Annotated in this window: 17 protein-coding genes; 10 read left to right on the top strand and 7 right to left on the bottom strand. The window is 62.1% G+C overall.

Features of this window, described 5'->3' with window-relative positions; all coding sequences use genetic code 11:
- Window positions 1-53 precede the first annotated feature (53 nt).
- Window positions 54-977 carry a flagellar motor protein MotB gene (locus tag VOI18_RS04145; RefSeq protein WP_323761152.1) on the top strand — a complete coding sequence of 308 codons (924 nt, stop codon included), beginning with the start codon at window positions 54-56 and terminating at the stop codon, window positions 975-977.
- Here the strand turns inward: VOI18_RS04145 and VOI18_RS04140 are convergent.
- Both VOI18_RS04140 and VOI18_RS04135 read right to left on the bottom strand, forming a co-directional pair.
- Window positions 974-1,456 carry an SRPBCC domain-containing protein gene (locus tag VOI18_RS04140; protein WP_323761151.1) on the bottom strand — a complete coding sequence of 161 codons (483 nt, stop codon included), beginning with the start codon at window positions 1,454-1,456 and terminating at the stop codon, window positions 974-976. The genes VOI18_RS04145 and VOI18_RS04140 overlap by 4 nt on opposite strands.
- Window positions 1,449-1,793 carry a metalloregulator ArsR/SmtB family transcription factor gene (locus VOI18_RS04135; protein ID WP_323761150.1) on the bottom strand — a complete coding sequence of 115 codons (345 nt, stop codon included), beginning with the start codon at window positions 1,791-1,793 and terminating at the stop codon, window positions 1,449-1,451. The genes VOI18_RS04140 and VOI18_RS04135 overlap by 8 nt, the downstream gene beginning before the upstream one ends.
- Before the next feature lie 251 nt (window positions 1,794-2,044).
- Between VOI18_RS04135 and VOI18_RS04130 the strand changes: the two genes are divergently transcribed.
- From VOI18_RS04130 to VOI18_RS04100, 7 genes are all read left to right on the top strand, one after another.
- Window positions 2,045-3,853 (top strand): SLC13 family permease, encoded by a 1,809-nt coding sequence (locus tag VOI18_RS04130; RefSeq protein ID WP_323761149.1) that lies wholly within the window; start codon window positions 2,045-2,047, stop codon window positions 3,851-3,853.
- Window positions 3,854-3,905: 52 nt separating this feature from the next.
- Window positions 3,906-4,670: an arginyltransferase gene (locus VOI18_RS04125; RefSeq protein ID WP_323761148.1), complete on the top strand. Its 765-nt coding sequence runs from the start codon at window positions 3,906-3,908 to the stop codon at window positions 4,668-4,670.
- 36 nt (window positions 4,671-4,706) lie between these two features.
- A complete protein-coding gene (locus VOI18_RS04120; protein ID WP_323761147.1) occupies window positions 4,707-5,828 on the top strand; it encodes a TRAP transporter substrate-binding protein in 1,122 nt (373 codons plus the stop codon).
- Between the two features lie 2 nt (window positions 5,829-5,830).
- Window positions 5,831-6,610: a TRAP transporter small permease subunit gene (locus VOI18_RS04115; RefSeq protein WP_323761146.1), complete on the top strand. Its 780-nt coding sequence runs from the start codon at window positions 5,831-5,833 to the stop codon at window positions 6,608-6,610.
- Between the two features lie 3 nt (window positions 6,611-6,613).
- Window positions 6,614-8,206 (top strand): TRAP transporter large permease, encoded by a 1,593-nt coding sequence (locus VOI18_RS04110; protein WP_323761145.1) that lies wholly within the window; start codon window positions 6,614-6,616, stop codon window positions 8,204-8,206.
- 12 nt (window positions 8,207-8,218) lie between these two features.
- Window positions 8,219-9,418 (top strand): AI-2E family transporter, encoded by a 1,200-nt coding sequence (locus VOI18_RS04105; protein WP_323761144.1) that lies wholly within the window; start codon window positions 8,219-8,221, stop codon window positions 9,416-9,418.
- A 125-nt stretch (window positions 9,419-9,543) separates the two neighbouring features.
- Entirely contained in the window at window positions 9,544-9,945 is a 402-nt protein-coding gene (locus VOI18_RS04100; protein ID WP_323761143.1) for a hypothetical protein, read from the top strand.
- On the opposite strand, the gene VOI18_RS04095 is transcribed toward VOI18_RS04100, so the two are convergent.
- The 4 genes from VOI18_RS04095 to parC form a co-directional block, all read right to left on the bottom strand.
- Window positions 9,942-10,763 (bottom strand): hypothetical protein, encoded by an 822-nt coding sequence (locus VOI18_RS04095; protein ID WP_323761142.1) that lies wholly within the window; start codon window positions 10,761-10,763, stop codon window positions 9,942-9,944. The two genes, VOI18_RS04100 and VOI18_RS04095, sit on opposite strands and share 4 nt — an antisense overlap.
- A 231-nt stretch (window positions 10,764-10,994) precedes the next feature.
- The gene (locus VOI18_RS04090; protein ID WP_323761141.1) at window positions 10,995-12,014 is read right to left on the bottom strand and encodes a M48 family metallopeptidase; all 1,020 of its coding nucleotides are present in this window, start codon (window positions 12,012-12,014) and stop codon (window positions 10,995-10,997) included.
- A gap of 3 nt (window positions 12,015-12,017) precedes the next feature.
- On the bottom strand, window positions 12,018-12,569 hold the full coding sequence (locus VOI18_RS04085; protein WP_323761140.1) for a LemA family protein: 552 nt from the start codon (window positions 12,567-12,569) through the stop codon (window positions 12,018-12,020).
- A gap of 74 nt (window positions 12,570-12,643) precedes the next feature.
- Window positions 12,644-14,920, bottom strand: a complete 2,277-nt coding sequence (gene parC / locus VOI18_RS04080) for a DNA topoisomerase IV subunit A (RefSeq protein ID WP_323761139.1) — start codon at window positions 14,918-14,920, stop codon at window positions 12,644-12,646.
- 164 nt (window positions 14,921-15,084) lie between these two features.
- Between parC and VOI18_RS04075 the strand changes: the two genes are divergently transcribed.
- Window positions 15,085-15,465, top strand: coding sequence for a hypothetical protein (locus VOI18_RS04075; RefSeq protein ID WP_323761138.1), 381 nt, complete (start codon window positions 15,085-15,087; stop codon window positions 15,463-15,465).
- Between the two features lie 630 nt (window positions 15,466-16,095).
- Here the strand turns inward: VOI18_RS04075 and recO are convergent.
- The gene (gene recO / locus VOI18_RS04070) at window positions 16,096-16,824 is read right to left on the bottom strand and encodes a DNA repair protein RecO (RefSeq protein WP_323761137.1); all 729 of its coding nucleotides are present in this window, start codon (window positions 16,822-16,824) and stop codon (window positions 16,096-16,098) included.
- A gap of 125 nt (window positions 16,825-16,949) precedes the next feature.
- Here recO and VOI18_RS04065 point away from each other — a divergent pair, with 125 nt between their 5' ends.
- The gene (locus VOI18_RS04065; RefSeq protein WP_323761136.1) at window positions 16,950-17,459 is read left to right on the top strand and encodes a hypothetical protein; all 510 of its coding nucleotides are present in this window, start codon (window positions 16,950-16,952) and stop codon (window positions 17,457-17,459) included.
- Window positions 17,460-17,560: the final 101 nt, after the last annotated feature.

Here is a 17,560-nt window from a genome sequence, read left to right as displayed (position 1 = left end):
CTTAAGGATAACGGTCTACAAGACGGCAAGGTAAGTAAACAAGGTGGGTGGACATGGCAGCCTCGGATCAGCCGATTGTCATCAAGAAAGTCGTCAAGGGCGGCGGCGGCGGACACCATGGTGGCGCCTGGAAAGTCGCCTATGCCGACTTCGTCACCGCGATGATGGCATTCTTCCTGCTGATGTGGCTCATCAACACCACCACCCCCGAGCAAAAACGCGGCATTGCCGACTATTTCGCCCCCGCCAGCGTTTCGCCCTCCAACTCCGGATCCGGCGCCCCGCTTGCCGGCACCTCGCCGGGCGATGATGGTGTGCAGGGATCAGGCGACAGCTCACAGCGCCAGCGTCTGGCGCCGACAGCCCCGCAACTCAATGACCGTGACCGTCAACAGTCGCCGGAAGGGTCTCCGGAATCCGTGGAGTCCGTCACCGCGGTTACCGCCGCGGCCATGGCCGAAGCGCAGCAGCGCCGCGACGCCGCGGAACTGCACTCGGCGTCCATGTCTTTGCGCCAGGCCATGCAGGAGATGCCGGAACTGGCCGAGCTGTCCAATCATGTCCTGATCGACGAAACGCCGGAAGGCCTGCGTATTCAGCTGATCGACCAGGAAGGTCGGCCGATGTTCAATCCCGGCGCGACCCAGCCGAACGAGCGCGCTGTCACCCTGCTCCGCGCCGTCGCCCGCATCGCCGAGCGTCTGCCCAATCGCCTGTCTGTCGCGGGTCACACCGACAGCGCTCCCGCCACGCCGGGCGCCGACTACACCAATTGGGAATTGTCCGCCGACCGGGCGAACGCTGCCCGCGCAGTGTTGCAGCGCGCCGGAATCAGCGACGACCGTATCTACGAGGTCCGTGGCAAGGCGGGATCAGAGCCGCTTTATCCGGATGATCCCTACATGCCGGGCAATCGCCGGATCTCCGTTGTCCTGCTGCGTGAGGCTCCGGTGATGCCGAACGGGCACGAGCTCTAGCCAGCAAGCAGTCGGTCGGCCAGTTTTTCGAAGGCTTGGCTCCAACCGCCTTCGCCGGCACTCCCGGCAGGCACACCGACATGGGTCATGACCATCACGGTTTTGCCGTTCTGCTCTGTCAGGTCGACGATGACTTCTGTTATGTCCGGTGTGCCGGGCGGCATGCCCATCGCTTCCGGCTTGAAAATATTGCCATCCGGATCACACATGCTCTCAGTGTAGCGCAACCGGCCCGGTGCCGAGACTTCCTTGAAAACTCCTGTAAACCACATCGTTATGGTGCGGTCGGGTGTCTTCATTTCCATGCAGATTTTGCGGACCCCACCGACCCTGAGATCCATTTCGGCGACCGGTACAGAAAACCCTTTCGGACCGTACCAGGCGCTGAAGAGGGTCGGGTCACTCCACATCCGCCAGACCACATCGATCGGGGCATCAAATGCCCGCTCCAGCCTCACCCAGTCCTGCAAGTCAGTCATTTCGCTCTTCCTTCGATTTGATCGTGTTCATGATGTTATCCATCGCATCGAAGCGGGCCTCCCAGATGTGGCGATACTGATCGCTCCACCTGGCGACCGCTTCGAGCGGCTCTGTGTTGAGATGACAGGGCCGAAACTGGGCCCGCCTGCCGCGCGAAATGATTCCCGCTGCTTCCAGAACCCTCAAATGCTTGGATATCGCCGGCAGGCTCATTTCGAACGGCTCGGCCAATTCATTCACCGTCGCATCGGCCTCAGCCAGACGAGCAAGAAGTTGCCGGCGAACCGGATGGGCCAAGGCAGAAAAGACCCTGTCGAGATGTTGTGAATCAGTCATGCATGGATATTACACCAATTAGTTATTTAACCAACTGGTTATTTTCAAGGGCCAGAAGACACCCAAATCCCTGCGTTGTCCTCAGGTCAACCAAAAGGCATTCCGCGCTGTCGCACGCGAGTGTGCGGAGAGGATCATGAAAGGCTTCGCAAGCCGGCCAACCGCATGCTAGCTTTTTGTGGCGGATACATCGGATCCACGGCTTCCTGAAATTTGCGATGATTGAATCAGCATCACTTGATGTGTGGCAAATGTGGGCAATTCTCGGCGGTCTGACGCTGGCGATTGTCTTTTATGTCTGGGACCGCGTGCCGATCGAGATCGTGTCGGCCTCGATCGTTGCGGTCCTGATGGCATTCTTCCATCTGTTTCCGCTCGAAACGAGCAACCCCACCACAGCGGACCTGCTGGCCGGTTTTGCCAATCCGGCGCTGATCACCATTCTTTGCCTGCTGATTGTCGGTCAGGGCATATTCCAGACCGGCGCCATGGAAGGCCCGACCCAGCGCCTGTTGGAATCCTACGACCAGCATCCGAAAATGACCCTGGTCGGGATGTTCGCCTTCGTCTTCGTGATCAGCGCCTTCATCAACAACACGCCGGTTGTGGTGATGTTCGTGCCGATTCTGGTGGCGATTGCAAAACGGATGGAGAAAAGCCCGTCCAAGCTGATGATCCCGCTGAGCTATATCTGCATCCTCGCGGGCATGACGACGCTGATCGGCTCGTCCACCAACCTGCTGGTCGCCGATACCTTGCTGAATGTGACCGGCGAACAGCTCGGCTTTTTCACCCCCACCATTCCCGGCCTGTTTCTGGCCGCCGTGGGCATTGTCTACATCATCTTCATCCTGCCCCATCTCCTGCCCGACCGGGCCTCGATGGAGAGCGAGATCGCCGGGGCCGGTGGCAAGCAATACATCGCTCAGCTTGAAGTCACGAGCGATCACCCGCTGGTCGGAAAAAAACCGGTCGCCGGCATGTTTGTCGACCTGCCGGACATGACCGTGCGCATGATCCAGCGCGGCGAACACGCCCTTCTGCCGCCCTTCGACCAGATCGAATTGAAGACGGGTGATCTGGTTATTGTCGCCGCGACCCGCCAGACCCTGACCAATCTGCTCGCCAAACGGGCCGATTTCATGCGCGGCATGCTGGAAGCGTCAGGCCCCGGCGAGAGCCCCACGCCCGGCGAGAACCTGGTGATGGCCGAGGCTGTGGTCGCGCCCGGATCCCGGGTCATTGGTCGGACGATTGCCCAAATCGGATTCCGGCATGCCACGGGTTGTGTGGTGCTGGGCATCCAGCGCCGCTCGCGGATGATCCGCTCGCGCATGGGCGAGATTCGGCTGGAAGCCGGCGACACCCTGCTTCTGGTTGGCGCCTCCTCCTCCCTGCGCGGCCTGCGTGCTGACCGGGACCTGCTGGTTATGGAGTGGGCGACCACGTCACTGGCCGATCCCCGCCGAGCCAACCTCGCCCGACTCATCTTTGGCGGGGTCGTGGTGACCGCCGCGACCGGCATTCTGCCGATCATCCTTGCCTCTTTCCTGGGCGCAGTGGGGATGATCGTCGCGGGTTGTCTCAACACGCGGCAGGCGGCACGGGCATTCGACATGCGTGTCTACCTGCTGATCGGATCGGCGATTTCACTGGGCACGGCGCTGCAGGTCACCGGCGGCGCCGACCTGCTGGCGACCGGCGTCGTCTCGGTATTTGCGCCGTTCGGGCCCATCGTTCTGATGTCGGCGCTTTTCCTGCTTGTCGCGATCCTCACCAACGTCCTGTCCAACAGCGCCACGGCCATCCTGTTCACACCGATCGCGGTGGGAGCCGCGAACCAGATGGGGGCTGACCCGACGCTGTTTGCGATGACTGTTCTGCTCGCCGCGAACACCTGTTTCGCAACACCGATCGGCTATCAGACCAATCTGCTGGTGATGGGCCCCGGACATTATCGCTTCGCCGATTATCTGCGGGCGGGTGCGCCAATGGTGGTTCTGTTCTGGATTGCGTACACGGTCTATGTCAGCCTGCAATACGCATTCGGACTGGCCTGATTGAGATGACCGGGCTGACCCGCGGATTCCGGCGCGACAGAAGGCAGCAGGCGTGACACACCCCTTCGCGACCAAGCAGATACCGTTTTTCCTCACGGCCTCGGCGCCGTGTCCCTATCTGCCGGGCCGGTATGAGCGCAAGGTCTTCACCCGTATCGATATCGGCGAAGGACCCGCGCTCAATGACGCGCTGACCCATGCCGGTTTCCGCCGGTCCCAAGGGGTACTCTACCGCCCGGCTTGCGAAGCCTGTGACGCCTGCAAGTCGGTGCGCATCGACGCCGAATCCTTTGACTGGAAACGGCGCTGGCGCAAGATCACCCGCCGCAATCGCGATCTTCATGTCTCGATCGACGCCCAGACCGCGACGATGGAACAGTTCGACCTCCTCTCGCGCTATCTCGACAGTCGCCATGGCGATGGCGACATGGCGGGCATGTCGTTCGGCGAGTATGTGATGATGGTCGAGGAAGGCGCCCAGCGTACCCATGTCGCAGAATATCGTGACAGCGACGGTGTGCTTCGGGCCGCCGCCCTGACCGATGTCCTCAAGGACGGCCTGTCGCTCATCTACAGCTATTTCGATCCGGACTGGGAGCGCCGCAGCCTCGGCGCGTACCTCATTCTGGACGCCGTCCGCCAAGCCGAACTCGCCGGCCTGCCTTTCGTGTATCTGGGCTATTGGGTGCGTCAGAGCCGCAAGATGAGCTACAAGGCACAGTACCAACCGCTGCAAGTTCTGACGCCCTCGGGCTGGCAGCCACATGCCGAACTCGCTAACCATGATATCGAAGACGAACAAGACGGTTTCGACTGAGCGAACACGCGCGGCGAAACTGCGGGGGAGTTGAACATGGATCGACGCACATTCATCAGCGGCGGCGCTGTCGCTGCTGCCACGGTTGCCACAGCTTGCGGGGAAACCGGCCAGGATACGTCCGGCGCCCCGGTGGCCCCGAACATCAATCGCGGCGTGACCCGACTGCGGATGGTGACGACCTGGCCGGCCAACTTCCCGGGACTGGGCACGGCCGCCAACAATGTCGCCGACTATATCAACCGCATGTCCGGCGGTTCGCTGGACGTCCGGGTCTACGCCGCCGGCGAGATTGTCTCGGCATTCGAGGCCTTTGACGCGGTCTCCGAAGGTACGGCCGACATGTATCATGGCGCCGAGTATTACTGGCAGGGCAAGTCTCCCGCTTTCAACTTCTTCACCGCCGTGCCAATGGGCATGACCGCCTATGAGATCATGGGCTGGGTCGAGGCCGGTGGCGGTCAGGCGCTGTGGGACGAGTTGTCCGGCCAGTTCAACATCAAGCCCTTTCAGGCCGGCAATACCGGCCACCAGATGGGCGGATGGTTCAAGCGCGAAATCAATTCGCTGGAGGACTTCCGCGGCCTGCGTATGCGCATTCCGGGCCTTGGCGGCAATGTGCTGCGCGAACTCGGCGGCGCAGCGGTGACCCTGTCGGGCGGCGAAATCTATCCGGCCCTGCAGTCCGGTGCCATCGACGGGACCGAATGGGTCGGCCCCTGGAATGATCTCGCCTTCGGCTTCTATCGCGAAGCCCCGTTCTACTATGGTCCGGGTTTCCACGAGCCCGGCTCGGCCCTGGCTGTCGGCATGAACAAGACGGTCTGGGATGGGCTGGCCAGCGACCACCAGGCCATCATCGCGACCGCCTGCCAGGCGGCCAACAACCTGTCGATTGCCGAATTCCAGTATCAAAACGGCATCGCCCTGGATGTACTGGTCAATGAGCATGGCATCGAGCAACGCCAGTTCTCCGACGAAATCTGGAGCCGGACCGGCGAGATCGCCGAGCAGGTCGTCGCCGATACCGGCAATGCCGACGCCTTCACCCGACGTGTCTATGACAGCTATCTCGCAACCCGCGACTCCATGCGTGGCTGGGGCCGGATCTCCGAAATGCCCTACATGGTCCAACGCGAACGCGTTCTGGGACGATAGGCATGCGCAAGGGTGACGGGCTGCTTCTGTCGGTCGTGCTGCTGTCGCTCGGCCTTCTTCTTGCCGACCTGGTGAGTGACGGCAGGCTGGGAGCCTTGCTTGATGAGCGGCTCCCCGGCCTGGCGCTGACCGCCGGGAGGCGATTGGCTCAGCTGGGCTTGTGGATCTCACCCGTCCTGCTTGTCCCCCTGGTCAGTGGCCTGACCGGCCGTTTCCTGCCGCTTCCATCGCAGACCTGGAGCCTGCTGGGTGCCATCGTGACGCGGATCGACGCCATCACCGAAACCATCGCCGGCGCCGCCCGCTGGTTTGCCCTGGGACTGGTGGTCGCCACAGCGATCATTGTCATCCAGCGCTACGTGTTCGGCTATGCCTCGACCAAGCTGGCCGAGAGCGTGATCTACATGCACGCCCTGTTGTTCCTGCTCTCATCGGGCAGCGCCCTGCTTCATGGCGGCCATGTCCGGGTCGATGTGTTCTACGCCAAGATGAGCGAACGCGGACGCGCCTGGGTCGACCTGCTGGGCACCTACCTTGCGCTGATACCGATGAGCCTGCTCATCCTGTGGTCCTCGACCGGCTATCTCAGCTCTACCTGGCGCATCCTGGAAAGCTCGCGCGAAAGCGACGGCCTGGCCTTTGTCTTTCTGTTGAAAACCGCCATACCGCTCTTTGCCATCTTGATGATCCTGCAAGGGTTTTCGATGGCTGCCCGGGCAGCGGCGACTTTGGCCGGGCAAGCTGCACCGGCCCTTCCCGCGTCAGCGGAGGGGGAGCTCTGAGCCATGACACTCTTCCTTGAACTCCTCCCCTTCCTGATGTTCCTCGCCGCCTTTGCCGCGCTTTTGCGCGGCTATCCGGTTGCCTTCACCCTTGCCGGTGTGGCCCTGGCGTTCGCGTTGATCGGCATGGCGATCGGTGTCTTTGACCCGATCCATTTCCGAGCTTTCCCGCAGCGCATATACGGTAATCTGATGGAGACCGACCGGTCGATCCTGGTCGCCGTCCCCCTCTTCGTCTTCATGGGTGTGATGCTCGAGAAGTCAAAGATCGCCGAGGAGCTGCTTGAGGCAATGGGCGCCCTGTTCGGCTCGATGCGTGGCGGATTGGGCATATCGGTCGTCATTGTCGGCGGCCTGCTCGCCGCCTCGACCGGTATCGTCGGAGCCACTGTGGTGACCATGGGACTTCTGTCCCTGCCCACCATGCTCAAGCGCGGTTATGACCCGGCACTGGCAACGGGGACAATCGCCGCGTCCGGCACGCTGGGACAGATCATCCCGCCCTCCATCGTGCTGGTCCTGCTCGGCGACCAGATTTCCAACGCCTACCAGGAAGCACAGCGTTCGCAGGGAATATTCTCGCCGGACATCGTTTCGGTTGGCGACCTGTTCGCCGGTGCCCTGATCCCGGGAATGCTGCTGGTTTCGCTCTATATCGGCTATCAGATCGTCATGGCGATCGTGAAGCCGGACAGCGCTCCGGCCGCCCCGGCAGAGGGCAAGGTCACCCTCGCCGGACTGTTGCATGCCCTGCTGCCCCCCCTGGCCCTGATCATCGGTGTGCTCGGCTCGATCCTGACGGGCCTGGCGACGCCGACCGAAGCGGCCGGTGTCGGCGCGGTCGGTGCGACTTTCATTGCCGGTGCCCGCAATGCCGGCCACAGCGGCAATCCCCGGCTCGGTCAATTGGTCAGCTATTTGGGTCTTGCCGCGCTGCTGGGCCTGATCGCCCTCGTCGTCTTTGCCAATATCGGCGCTGAACGCCGCCTCTATGTCACAGACCTTGGTACCCTCGGCGGCGTGTTGACCGGGGCGTTGGTGGTCATCACCCTGTTGGGCGCCGGTTGGAGCCTGATCCGCCTGAAACGATCCGGTGTGCTTGACCAGGTGATGGGCTCGACGGCGATGATCTCGGCCATGGTCTTCGTGATCCTGATCGGCGCGTCCCTCTTCTCCCTGATCTTCCGCGAACTCGGCGGCGACGATACGGTCGCGGCGGCCTTGAACGCCGTTCCGGGCGGCGTGTTCGGCGCCGTCGCCGTGGTCATGCTGGTGATGTTCATCCTCGGCTTTTTCCTGGACTTCATCGAAATTACCTTCGTGGTGGTCCCGATCGTCGCGCCGATCCTGTTGATGATGGGCGTCGACCCGGTCTGGCTGGGCGTCCTGATGGCGATGAACCTGCAGACCAGCTTCCTGACACCGCCCTTCGGCTTCGCCCTGTTCTATTTGCGCGGCGTGGCCCCCAAGACTGTCCGGACTACGGACATCTATCGCGGTGCCATCCCGTTTGTGATCATCCAGATACTGGCCATCATCGCGGTCGCCATCTTCCCGTGGCTGGCAACCGGTCTGCCCGAATGGCTGTACGGCTAGGAGGCCCACCCCATGAGCCCGCCACGCAAGCTGGAACTGCAACGCGCCTTCATCGCCGCACTGGCCCTGATCATCTCCGGCATCTTCCTGTGGATGATCCGCGACTACCTCGCCGCCCTCTTCCTGGCCGGCGTGATCACGCTCTTCCTCGCCAAACCCCATGACTGGCTCAGCGGAAAACTGGGCAAGCGCCGCGGTCTCGCCGCCGGCCTTCTGGTCACCGGAGCCGTCCTGGCCTTCGTCATTCCGGCGGCCATCCTGCTGGGACTGGTAGCCGAACAGGCGATCGACGTGACCGGCATGGTCACCCCCTGGGTCCAGTCGCAGGTCACCGAGATCCGGACCAATGGCCTGGATGGCCTGCCGGACTGGCTGCCCTTCCGTGACGAGATGATCGAATACCAGGCGACGCTGACCGCCCAGATCGGCAATCTGGCCGGTTCGGTCGGCCGGATGCTGGTCGGCTCCTTGCGGGCCGGCACAGGCGGTTTCCTGGTGGCGACGCTGAACTTTTTCATTCTCGTCTACGCGCTGTTCTTCTTCCTGATGACGGGACGCAATGCGGCGCGGTCCGCTGTCTCCTTGCTCCCGATGACGGTGGAATCCCGCGAGCTGCTGGCCGAGCGGGCGCTGTCCACCATCCGCGCCACGGTGAAGGGCTCATTCCTGATCGCCCTGGTGCAGGGTGGGCTGACCGGGGTGGGCCTGTTCGTGGCTGGCGTGCCGGGTGCGATCTTCTGGGCCGCCATCGCCGCCCTGCTCTCGATCATCCCGATGATCGGACCACCGCTGATCTGGGTCCCCGCGGCAATCTGGCTGGCCGCAACCGGTCACCCCGTCGCCGCGGCCGGCCTGGCCGCCTGGGGCGCCATCGTGGTCTCCACTTCCGACAACATCCTGCGCCCCATCCTGGTCGGCAAGGACGCCAAGATGTCCGACCTGATGGTGCTGATCTCGACCCTGGGCGGGCTGACCCTGTTCGGCGCCGTCGGCATCATCATCGGCCCGGTCATTGCCGCGCTTTTCACCTCGGTCTGGTTCATCTTCCGCGAGAGCTATGCGGGATTGCTGGACGAGGATGAGGATGGAAAAGCGGGTGCGGACGGGATGGAAGTCGTCGGGGCCGGCGCCGGTACAGGGGCGGCGGAGCGCGGTCTCGATGCAGGTGAGGACCAGTCAGCCCGTGATGACCAGGACAGCACACCCTCCTGAGCCTCCTGTTTGCCGATTCCCGCATTCCCCTCACGATGAGGTTGTTCTAGGATACCGTTCGGTCCCCACCGATTTGGGGTTGGAACACCAACGCGTTGGCCCGAGTGGCAACAGACAGGGCATGAATGCTGAAAAATCGTCGGCTCATCGTCGGGATCCTGCTCGCGCTCCTGACAATTCCAGCCTTTTTCTCACTTCAGATCGCTCTGGTACTGGCGGGTCAGTACCATCTCACGCCTGAACCCGCGAATGCGCAATATATTCTTCAATCCACCCCATTGTGGGCCTCGCTGGCACCGCCACTGCGAGTGCTGGTGTTGGCCGCGGCCCTTGCGCTGGCAGTGCGCCGGTCACGCTGGATCGTGCTGACCGCCTGCCTTGACCTGGCTCTTCACATCAGCGGATGGCTGACCATTATCGGCAATGGCAGCTTTGACCTGCCAACGGGATACATCACGTTCGCGATCCAGGCTGTGCTGTTCTATACGCTGGCGCAGTCAGGTTGCCTGCCGGTCAAACGCCTCTAACCCACCGGGGCGCCCCTCTCCAATTCGGCTTCGACCTCCCGCAGGAAACGGTTCACGTCACCCATGTCCAGGGTACGCGCCAAAGCGTCACAATCAAGCCGTCGCCGCGAAGACCTCAGGGTTCTGGACGCCTGGATGGCCGCTCGATGCGCATCGACATCTCCCTCAGGCAGAGCGCGCAGTTCGCGTTTCAGCCGGGCCAGAGCATCGCGATCACTCGCGGTATACAGCTCCAGCGCGTCGAACAACGCCTCGATATAGGTGATGTACAGCTCGCGGCGATTACCGACGAGGTCCGGCTCATGACCGTCAAACACGTGCCCGTAAAGCTCGCCATAGGCCTCGCCGGCCGGATTGGTGTGCGCGTAGCTGTCACCCAGCGCGTGGATCAAAAAGCCGGTCTGCCAGTCCACTCTGTCGGTTGACCTGACTCGCGCCTCGACCATGGCCGCAAGGTCAGCTCGCCGCTGGGCAACGGCGTCCCGGTCGCCGCCGTGAAGGGAATGCAGAACGGCGTTGATACGATGCCGGTAGCCCCAAGCCCCGAACAATCCCCACACGCTGACCTCCGGCGCTGCATAACGCAAAGCCAGATCGTCAGCTGCCTGATTGAAAAAGGCGAGACGGGCCGCCTCCTCGTCCGAGTGACCTGCCAGCCTCGCGATCACATAGGTCGTGTCCTGATGCCCGTCGCGCTGGTATTTGGGCTGCCCGTCGAGGCTCAGGCAAGATGGATTCAGCGTTCGGTATCCAGGGGTGGAGCAGGCTGCCAGGCCTGTCAGAGCCGCAAGCGCCGCTGTCCGGACAAGGTGTTTCATGGGGTTCCTCCGTTCCGTTCCGTTCCGTTCCGTTTCGATTGCCCGCCACAACCGGCGGTCCACAAGCCCAAGCCACCCAAAGCCTTGTCATCCCGGATGGACGCCCCGCGGAAACGGGGCACAAGTCCGGGACCAAGCTCTCGGCCACATCGAGGTTCCCGCCTTGCGTCCGGCCTTCGCCGGACATTCAGCGGGGATGACAAGGACAATGGTCAAGCCCTCGATCCGTGCTCAAACCTCCGGCACGCCGCTCCCGCGGGCGCGGCGTTTTCCGCCGGCATGCTCGACCAGCATCTCGATGCGTTTCTCGATTGGCGGGTGGGTCGCGAACACGCCCATGAAGCCGGATTTCGGGTTCTCGATGAACATCTCGCGGACTTCGTCCGGTGAGTCCTCGATGTCGGAGTTCCCGGAAATCTTCTCTAGCGCCGAGATCATGGCGTCAGGATTGCGGGTCAGCTCGACGGCGCCGGCATCGGCCATGTATTCGCGCCGGCGCGACAGCGAAAAGCGGATCATGATGGCCAGAAAATAGGCCACGGCGATGATGGCAATGGCGATCACGATGACCAGGCCGCCGCCGCGTCCGCCGGAACGCCGGTCCCCACCCGCGCGCATGCCCATCCAGAACATGCGGCGAAACATGATCTCGGCGACAAAGGAGATAATGCCGACAAAGATGATGGAGATCACCAGCAGCCGCACATCATGATGGCGGATATGCGAGAGCTCGTGCGCCAGCACGGCTTCCAGCTCTGCCTTGTCGAGACGCTGCATCAGACCGCGGGTCACGGTGACGGTATATTGCCCCTCGCGCACACCCGAGGCGTAGGCGTTGAGTGCGCCGGTCTCGATAACCGCCAGTTTCGGCATGGTCAGCCCGCGCGAGATGCACAGGTTTTCCAGCAGATTGTAGAGTTCCGGCTCGGCCTTGCGGTCAACCGGCCGCGCCCCTGTGGCGGCATTGATCATCGACTGGTGAAAGAACCAGGCGATGACAAACCAGATGGCCGCGATACCCAACGACCAGGCCGCGATCATGGGCAGTCGCGAGGCTTCCGAGGTCAGGAAGTCCATCCCGCCCCCGTCCTTGCCCGACTGGGTATGGGACGGGTCGCCGAAGCCGGTCATCAGGAGGGTCAGCGCATATCCGATGGCGACCAGCAAGACCGGAAAGGCCGCCAGCAGAAAGACCGAGCGCAGATTGTTGTTCCAGATATGGGTGCGGAGCCCTGTCGCGCCGCCCAACATGACCTAGAACTGCACCTTCGGGGCGGCACGCTCGGCTTCGCCGACTTCGAAATATTCGCGCTGCTTGAAGCCCATCGAATTGGCAATGACGACAGCCGGGAATTGCTCGGTCGAGGTGTTGTACTCGTTGACCGCATTGTTGAAGAAGCGGCGGGCAGCGGCGATCTTGTTTTCCAGATCGGACAGTTCGGCCTGCAGCTGCATGAAGTTCTGGTTGGCCTTCAGGTCGGGATAGGCTTCCGACAGGGCGAACAGTTGGCGCAGCGCGCCGGAGAGCATGTTCTCGGCGCCGGCCAGGTCTTTCACCGAGGTCGCATCAATCGCGGTCTGGCGCGCCTTGATGACGTTTTCCAGCGTCTCTTTCTCGTGACTGGCATAGCCCTGGACCGTGCTGACCAGATTGGGCACCAGATCATGGCGCTGCTTCAGCTGGACATCGATATCGCCCCACGCCTGGTTGCAGGTCTGCCGCAGGGCGACAAGCCGGTTGTAGACCATGACCAGGAACACGCCGAGGGCGATGATCACGAGCAATAGAATGAGGCCGGTATCCATGCCTGTCTCTCCTTGAGGGGCAAATTTCGAGCTGCGGCATCACCCCGCCGGGCGATGCACGGTCAAATCACTAACTATTCTGCCTTCGCCTGTGAAGCGAGGAATTCCGAACCGCGCGGCGAGAAACGGAGCGAACGCGGGAATCCACGCGGCGCCATCTTGCCGGCCTGGGCCCGCTTGGCTGTCCACAACAGCCAGTCATCCAGGCTGAACCGCCGTCCGGCACCGTCCAGCCAGGTCAGCCCGTCCTCGGCGTTGAAGACGGTGGCGTCCGCCAGCTTGGCCCCCTTGCCGCCGAGCAGCTTGACGCCCTTGCCGCGGCTCATGACCGGAATTTCCTCCAGTTCAAAGACCAGGAGCTTCTTGTTCTCGCCGATCAGCGCGACGCGGTCGCCGGTCGCCGGGATACACAGGAAGGCCTCGTCACCCTCTGCCAGGTTGAGGATCTGCTTGCCGCCCTTCTTCAGGGCCAGACAATCCTTCTCCTGGATGCGGAAACCGGAATTACCGTCCGACGCCACCAGCAGCGTCCGTTCGGGATCGAATTTGAACAGACCGATCGGCGCGGCATCATCAGGCAGATCGACATGCAGGCGCACCGGCTCACCATGACCGCGGCCGCCGGGAAGCTTGGAGGCTTCCAGCGTGTAGAATTTGCCATCCGTCGCGAACATCAACAGCCGGTCGGTGGTCTCGCATTTCACCGCGAAAGCGGACTTGTCGCCTTCCTTGAACTTCAGCTCGGTGACGTCGTTGATATGGCCTTTCAGCGCCCGTACCCAGCCGCGCTCCGACAGCACCGCGGTGATCGGTTCGCGCACGACAAAGGCCTCGATCGGCGCTTCGCCGGAAATGTCGGGGGCCTTGTCGAAGACGGTGCGGCGCTTGCCCAATGGCGTGGTCTCGGCATAGATCTCGCCCAGACTTTTAACCTCGCCGCGCACCTTGTCCCACTGCAGCGCCGTTGACCCGATCAGCTCCTTCAACGTCTTGCGCTCGGCGCGGAGGTTTTCATCCTCCTTGCGGATTTCCAGCTCTTCCAGCTTGCGCAAGGCGCGCAGGCGCATGTTGAGGATGGCCTCGGCCTGACGCTCGGTCAGCTCGAAATGCGCCATCAGCTTGGCCTTGGGCTCATCCTCGAAACGGATGATGCGGATCACCTCATCGAGATCGGCATAGACGATGAGATAACCGGCCAGCACTTCCAGCCGGTCCTCGACCTTGGCCAAGCGTGTCGTCGCCCGCCGCACGGCGACCTCGCGGCGATGTTCCAGCCAGATTTGCAGCACTTCGCGCAGACCCATCACGCGCGGCACGCCTCTGGGGTCCAGCACATTGAGGTTCAACGAGACCCGGGTCTCCAGATCGGTCAGCTTGAACAGGCTTTCCATCAGCATGTCCGGGTCGACCAGCTTGGACTTCGGTTCCAGCACCAGGCGGATATCCTCGGTACTCTCGTCGAGCACGTCGTCCAGAAGCGGCAGTTTCTTGGCATCCATCAACTGGGCGATGCGTTCGACCAGCTTGGATTTTTGCACCAGATACGGAATTTCGGTGACGACAATGCGCCACATGCCACGGCCGATATCTTCCTTTTCCCATTTGGCCCGCACCCGGAACCCGCCACGCCCGGTCTCATAGGCTGAACGAATGGCTTCGGGTGGTTCGACAATCGTGCCACCGGTCGGCAGGTCCGGGCCCTTGATATGTTTCAGCAGGGCTTCAGTTTCGGTCTCCGGATGGTCGATCAGCGTCATCGCGGCGGCGCAGATCTCGGCGACATTGTGCGGCGGCACCGAGGTCGCCATGCCGACAGCAATCCCGGTCGAGCCATTGGCGAGCAGGTTGGGAAAGGCACCCGGCAGGACCAGCGGCTCACGCTCGGAGCCGTCATAGGTCTCCTCGAAATCAACCGTGCCCTGGTCGATATCCTGCAGAAGGAGCTCCGCCGCCTTGGTCAGGCGGGCTTCGGTATATCGCATGGCGGCCGCGCCATCGCCGTCAATATTGCCGAAATTGCCCTGCCCTTCGACCAGCGGATAGCGCGAGGCAAAGTCCTGGGCCAGGCGGACCAGTGCCTCATAGACCGACTGGTCGCCATGCGGGTGGTATTTACCGATCACGTCACCGACGACACGGGCCGATTTCTTGAACGCCTGGTCCGGGTTCAGCTTCAGCTCGCGCATGGCGTAGAGAAGGCGCCGGTGGACCGGTTTCAGGCCATCGCGGGCATCGGGCAAGGCCCGCTGGGTGATCGTCGAGAGCGCATAGGCGAGGTATCGCCGCGACAGCGCCTCGTTGAATGTCTCCTCGATGATATGCCCGCCGTCGGGATCAAAATGATCGCCCATGAAGCCCACCTGACTGATTCGCGTTTGGGTCAGTATAGGCAGGGCTGGCGGGCAAGGCAGGGTCCGGACGCAGGATTAGCTGTGGGGAATGAGCGTGCGGGACAACAGTGGACTTTGTCATATCCGCATCTTAACGCTGTGCCATTGCACAAGCGCAAGGCACAATGAACTATAAAGCCCGCCGCATTGGCCTCCTGAAAACAAAGCGGATAAATCAGACGCTTGGCACCGAGCTCGAAGATGCTGACTTATGGGTCAGCAAAGCCGCACACCGGCACATCGCCCTCGACCATCCAAATGACTATTTGACCGTGCTACCCAATCTGAGCCGGGTTATCGAAGACCCGGCCTATGTCGGCCAGAAGCCGGGACAAGCCGACAATTTCTACCTGTTCCGCAAAATTCATGACAAAGACCGAGCTGTCCTGATCGCAATTGGCATCCGTAGAAACCGGTACGGGACCTATAATCTTCGCAGTGCCTATGCAATCTCGGACGCGAATATTCAACGCTACCGGATGGCTGGCCATCTCCGCATACTATAAAGGCCGCGCTGAGCGCGGCCCCTATCGTACTCGAGCGCGTTGCCAACCGCGACCTCTCGGCTCGAAGCCTCTACCTTTGCAGGTGTATGGGGTGGCTGTTCCCACCTCATCGAGTAGCTACTGTCTGCTTTATTTTGCCGGAAAAATCAAGAGATCTTGGCTCCACACGAGGGGCCAGGGTCGACTCTCGGGCTACTCAAGCAGTATGCGGTTCTACCGCCCTCGCCGCGTCCACGCCGTTTCGTAAATGGAGACCAGCGCACCAGACCTCGAACTCATCGGCCCGGTCGAAACCTCGAAAATTTTGACAGGAATTTCCTGACTCGCGGCTGGTGCCCCACCAATCCTCCAGAAACAAGGACACAGCCGGCAGCAATAACATTCAAAGGCCAGTCAAGGTCTTCGAGTCCAGCGTTCATCGTCGCGGTAAAAGCGAGACACCCAATCAGAATGACGCCTCGAGCAAGCTTGCCAAACTCATCCCACCAGCCAAACAGCCAATAAGCGCCCCAAAGTGTCCCAACGGTTGCGACAGGGAACAGCCAAACCGCGCTGGACACCTGAAACACTCCAAAAATGCTTCCAATGCCGGCTAGCATGTACACCCAAGTTTTCATCGTTTGCTGCTCCTCATAACCGTCCCACCCGCTCCAGCTCCGCCATCAAGCGTCCGCGCGCTTCCGGCAATTGCTTGTCGATCGGCCAAAGCACGCGGCGTTCCAGGAAATAGCCGGTCAGGGCGAGGCCACGCGCGATATCGCCCTCGGCGATCTTGCCCGAGCCGGCCATGAAGGGCGGGAGTTCGAGGAGTTTGGGGGCGTAGGGGGCGGCTTCCTCGCGGCAGACGGCGCGGCCGGTGCGCGGCGAGATATGGGTCAAGTCCTCGGTGACGCCGGTGACGGCACAGGCCGACATGTCGAGCCCATAGCCGAGGTCTGACAACAGGCCCGCCTCCCAGCGCACATACAGCGCCGGCCAGATATCGGGATTGTCGAAAGCGCCCAGCAAGAGCTGGAAGCCCTCATGCACGCGCGGATGGGCTTCGCGTTCGGGCAGGGCCATGACGGCAATCGCGCAGGCGGCGTTGAGGCCGGCCAGAGCGGTGCGGTCCTCCATCACCATGCCGGCAGTGAGATCATCCGCCTCGATCTGGAACATGCCGAGATGTTCCGACAGGCGGGCGCGCCAATTGACGGTTATCTGGTTGCCTGGTTGCAGGATCGGCCGCATCGACCGCGACCGCCCGCCGCGTACAAGCCCGGCATGACGCCCCTGCCCGGCCGTCAAAACCTCGACAATCGCCGACGTCTCGCCATGCGGCCGCACCGCCAGCACTATGCCCTGATCACGCCATTCCATGGGGTGGTTGTAGGTGAGTCTTGTTCGGCTGGCACACCCTTGTTGTGGCGCGCGTCCCATCCCAGTCTTGTTGTGGCGCGCGTCCCATCCCAGTACAACTTGCAAAGCTATCCTTGGAATCGCCTGTGAAACCGAGACTTTCCCCTACCGAAGCCTCCGCTTTCGAGAAAATCGGTTGTCTATCTCCCGAAACAGCCGTCAGCCTCGCATGCGGATGGATACAACAAGGGTTGTCATCAGACAGCCTTTTGGAGCTAGCCGCTTCACATGAACCTCGGCCGACCTGGTGCGACTACCAGACGGTTTTCCGCCGGGCCATGCGAGAGATCGGCGTTCCTGATTTTAGTCCGGAGCAAAGTTTGCGCCTTGCCCTGAAGTACCACCTCGAACAGTTCGTCGCGACGTCACCACCTTCATCGTTCAGTCAGCAAGCACTCGAAGACTTTCTCGTCCATCACTACCAAGGCGGTCCCTGGCAGGACGAAGCGCAACAGGTCGAGACACTCTACGTCATGCGATACCAGCTCGAGGAAATCGATCATTTGCCTGAGGCGGCAGGTCAGCGCGCCCACGAGCGAGCGCAATGCGTTGCCGATGCGCAGGTCGCGGCGCGCAGCGTGTTGAGCAGTCTCTAGCGGCGGCCGCACCGCCAGCACTATGCCCTGATCACGCCATTCCATGGGGTGGTTGTAGGTGAGTCTTGGTCCGGGGACACCGTGATTTCCCCCTCACCCGG

It is taken from the genome of Maricaulis sp. (genome assembly GCF_034670125.1).
In the GTDB taxonomy this organism is placed as follows: domain Bacteria; phylum Pseudomonadota; class Alphaproteobacteria; order Caulobacterales; family Maricaulaceae; genus Maricaulis.
Note: the sequence above shows the minus strand (reverse complement) of the source record. Positions and strands in the feature narration are given on the sequence as shown.

Coding starts and splice junctions, on each gene's coding strand:
- VOI18_RS04145 (WP_323761152.1), top strand. CDS start 54: ATGGCAGCCTCGGATCAGCCGATTGTCATCAAGAAAGTCGTCAAGGGC.
- VOI18_RS04140 (WP_323761151.1), bottom strand. CDS start 1,456: ATGACTGACTTGCAGGACTGGGTGAGGCTGGAGCGGGCATTTGATGCC.
- VOI18_RS04135 (WP_323761150.1), bottom strand. CDS start 1,793: ATGACTGATTCACAACATCTCGACAGGGTCTTTTCTGCCTTGGCCCAT.
- VOI18_RS04130 (WP_323761149.1), top strand. CDS start 2,045: ATGTGGGCAATTCTCGGCGGTCTGACGCTGGCGATTGTCTTTTATGTC.
- VOI18_RS04120 (WP_323761147.1), top strand. CDS start 4,707: ATGGATCGACGCACATTCATCAGCGGCGGCGCTGTCGCTGCTGCCACG.
- VOI18_RS04115 (WP_323761146.1), top strand. CDS start 5,831: ATGCGCAAGGGTGACGGGCTGCTTCTGTCGGTCGTGCTGCTGTCGCTC.
- VOI18_RS04110 (WP_323761145.1), top strand. CDS start 6,614: ATGACACTCTTCCTTGAACTCCTCCCCTTCCTGATGTTCCTCGCCGCC.
- VOI18_RS04105 (WP_323761144.1), top strand. CDS start 8,219: ATGAGCCCGCCACGCAAGCTGGAACTGCAACGCGCCTTCATCGCCGCA.
- VOI18_RS04100 (WP_323761143.1), top strand. CDS start 9,544: ATGCTGAAAAATCGTCGGCTCATCGTCGGGATCCTGCTCGCGCTCCTG.
- VOI18_RS04095 (WP_323761142.1), bottom strand. CDS start 10,763: ATGAAACACCTTGTCCGGACAGCGGCGCTTGCGGCTCTGACAGGCCTG.
- VOI18_RS04090 (WP_323761141.1), bottom strand. CDS start 12,014: ATGTTGGGCGGCGCGACAGGGCTCCGCACCCATATCTGGAACAACAAT.
- VOI18_RS04085 (WP_323761140.1), bottom strand. CDS start 12,569: ATGGATACCGGCCTCATTCTATTGCTCGTGATCATCGCCCTCGGCGTG.
- parC (WP_323761139.1), bottom strand. CDS start 14,920: ATGGGCGATCATTTTGATCCCGACGGCGGGCATATCATCGAGGAGACA.
- VOI18_RS04075 (WP_323761138.1), top strand. CDS start 15,085: ATGAACTATAAAGCCCGCCGCATTGGCCTCCTGAAAACAAAGCGGATA.
- recO (WP_323761137.1), bottom strand. CDS start 16,824: ATGGAATGGCGTGATCAGGGCATAGTGCTGGCGGTGCGGCCGCATGGC.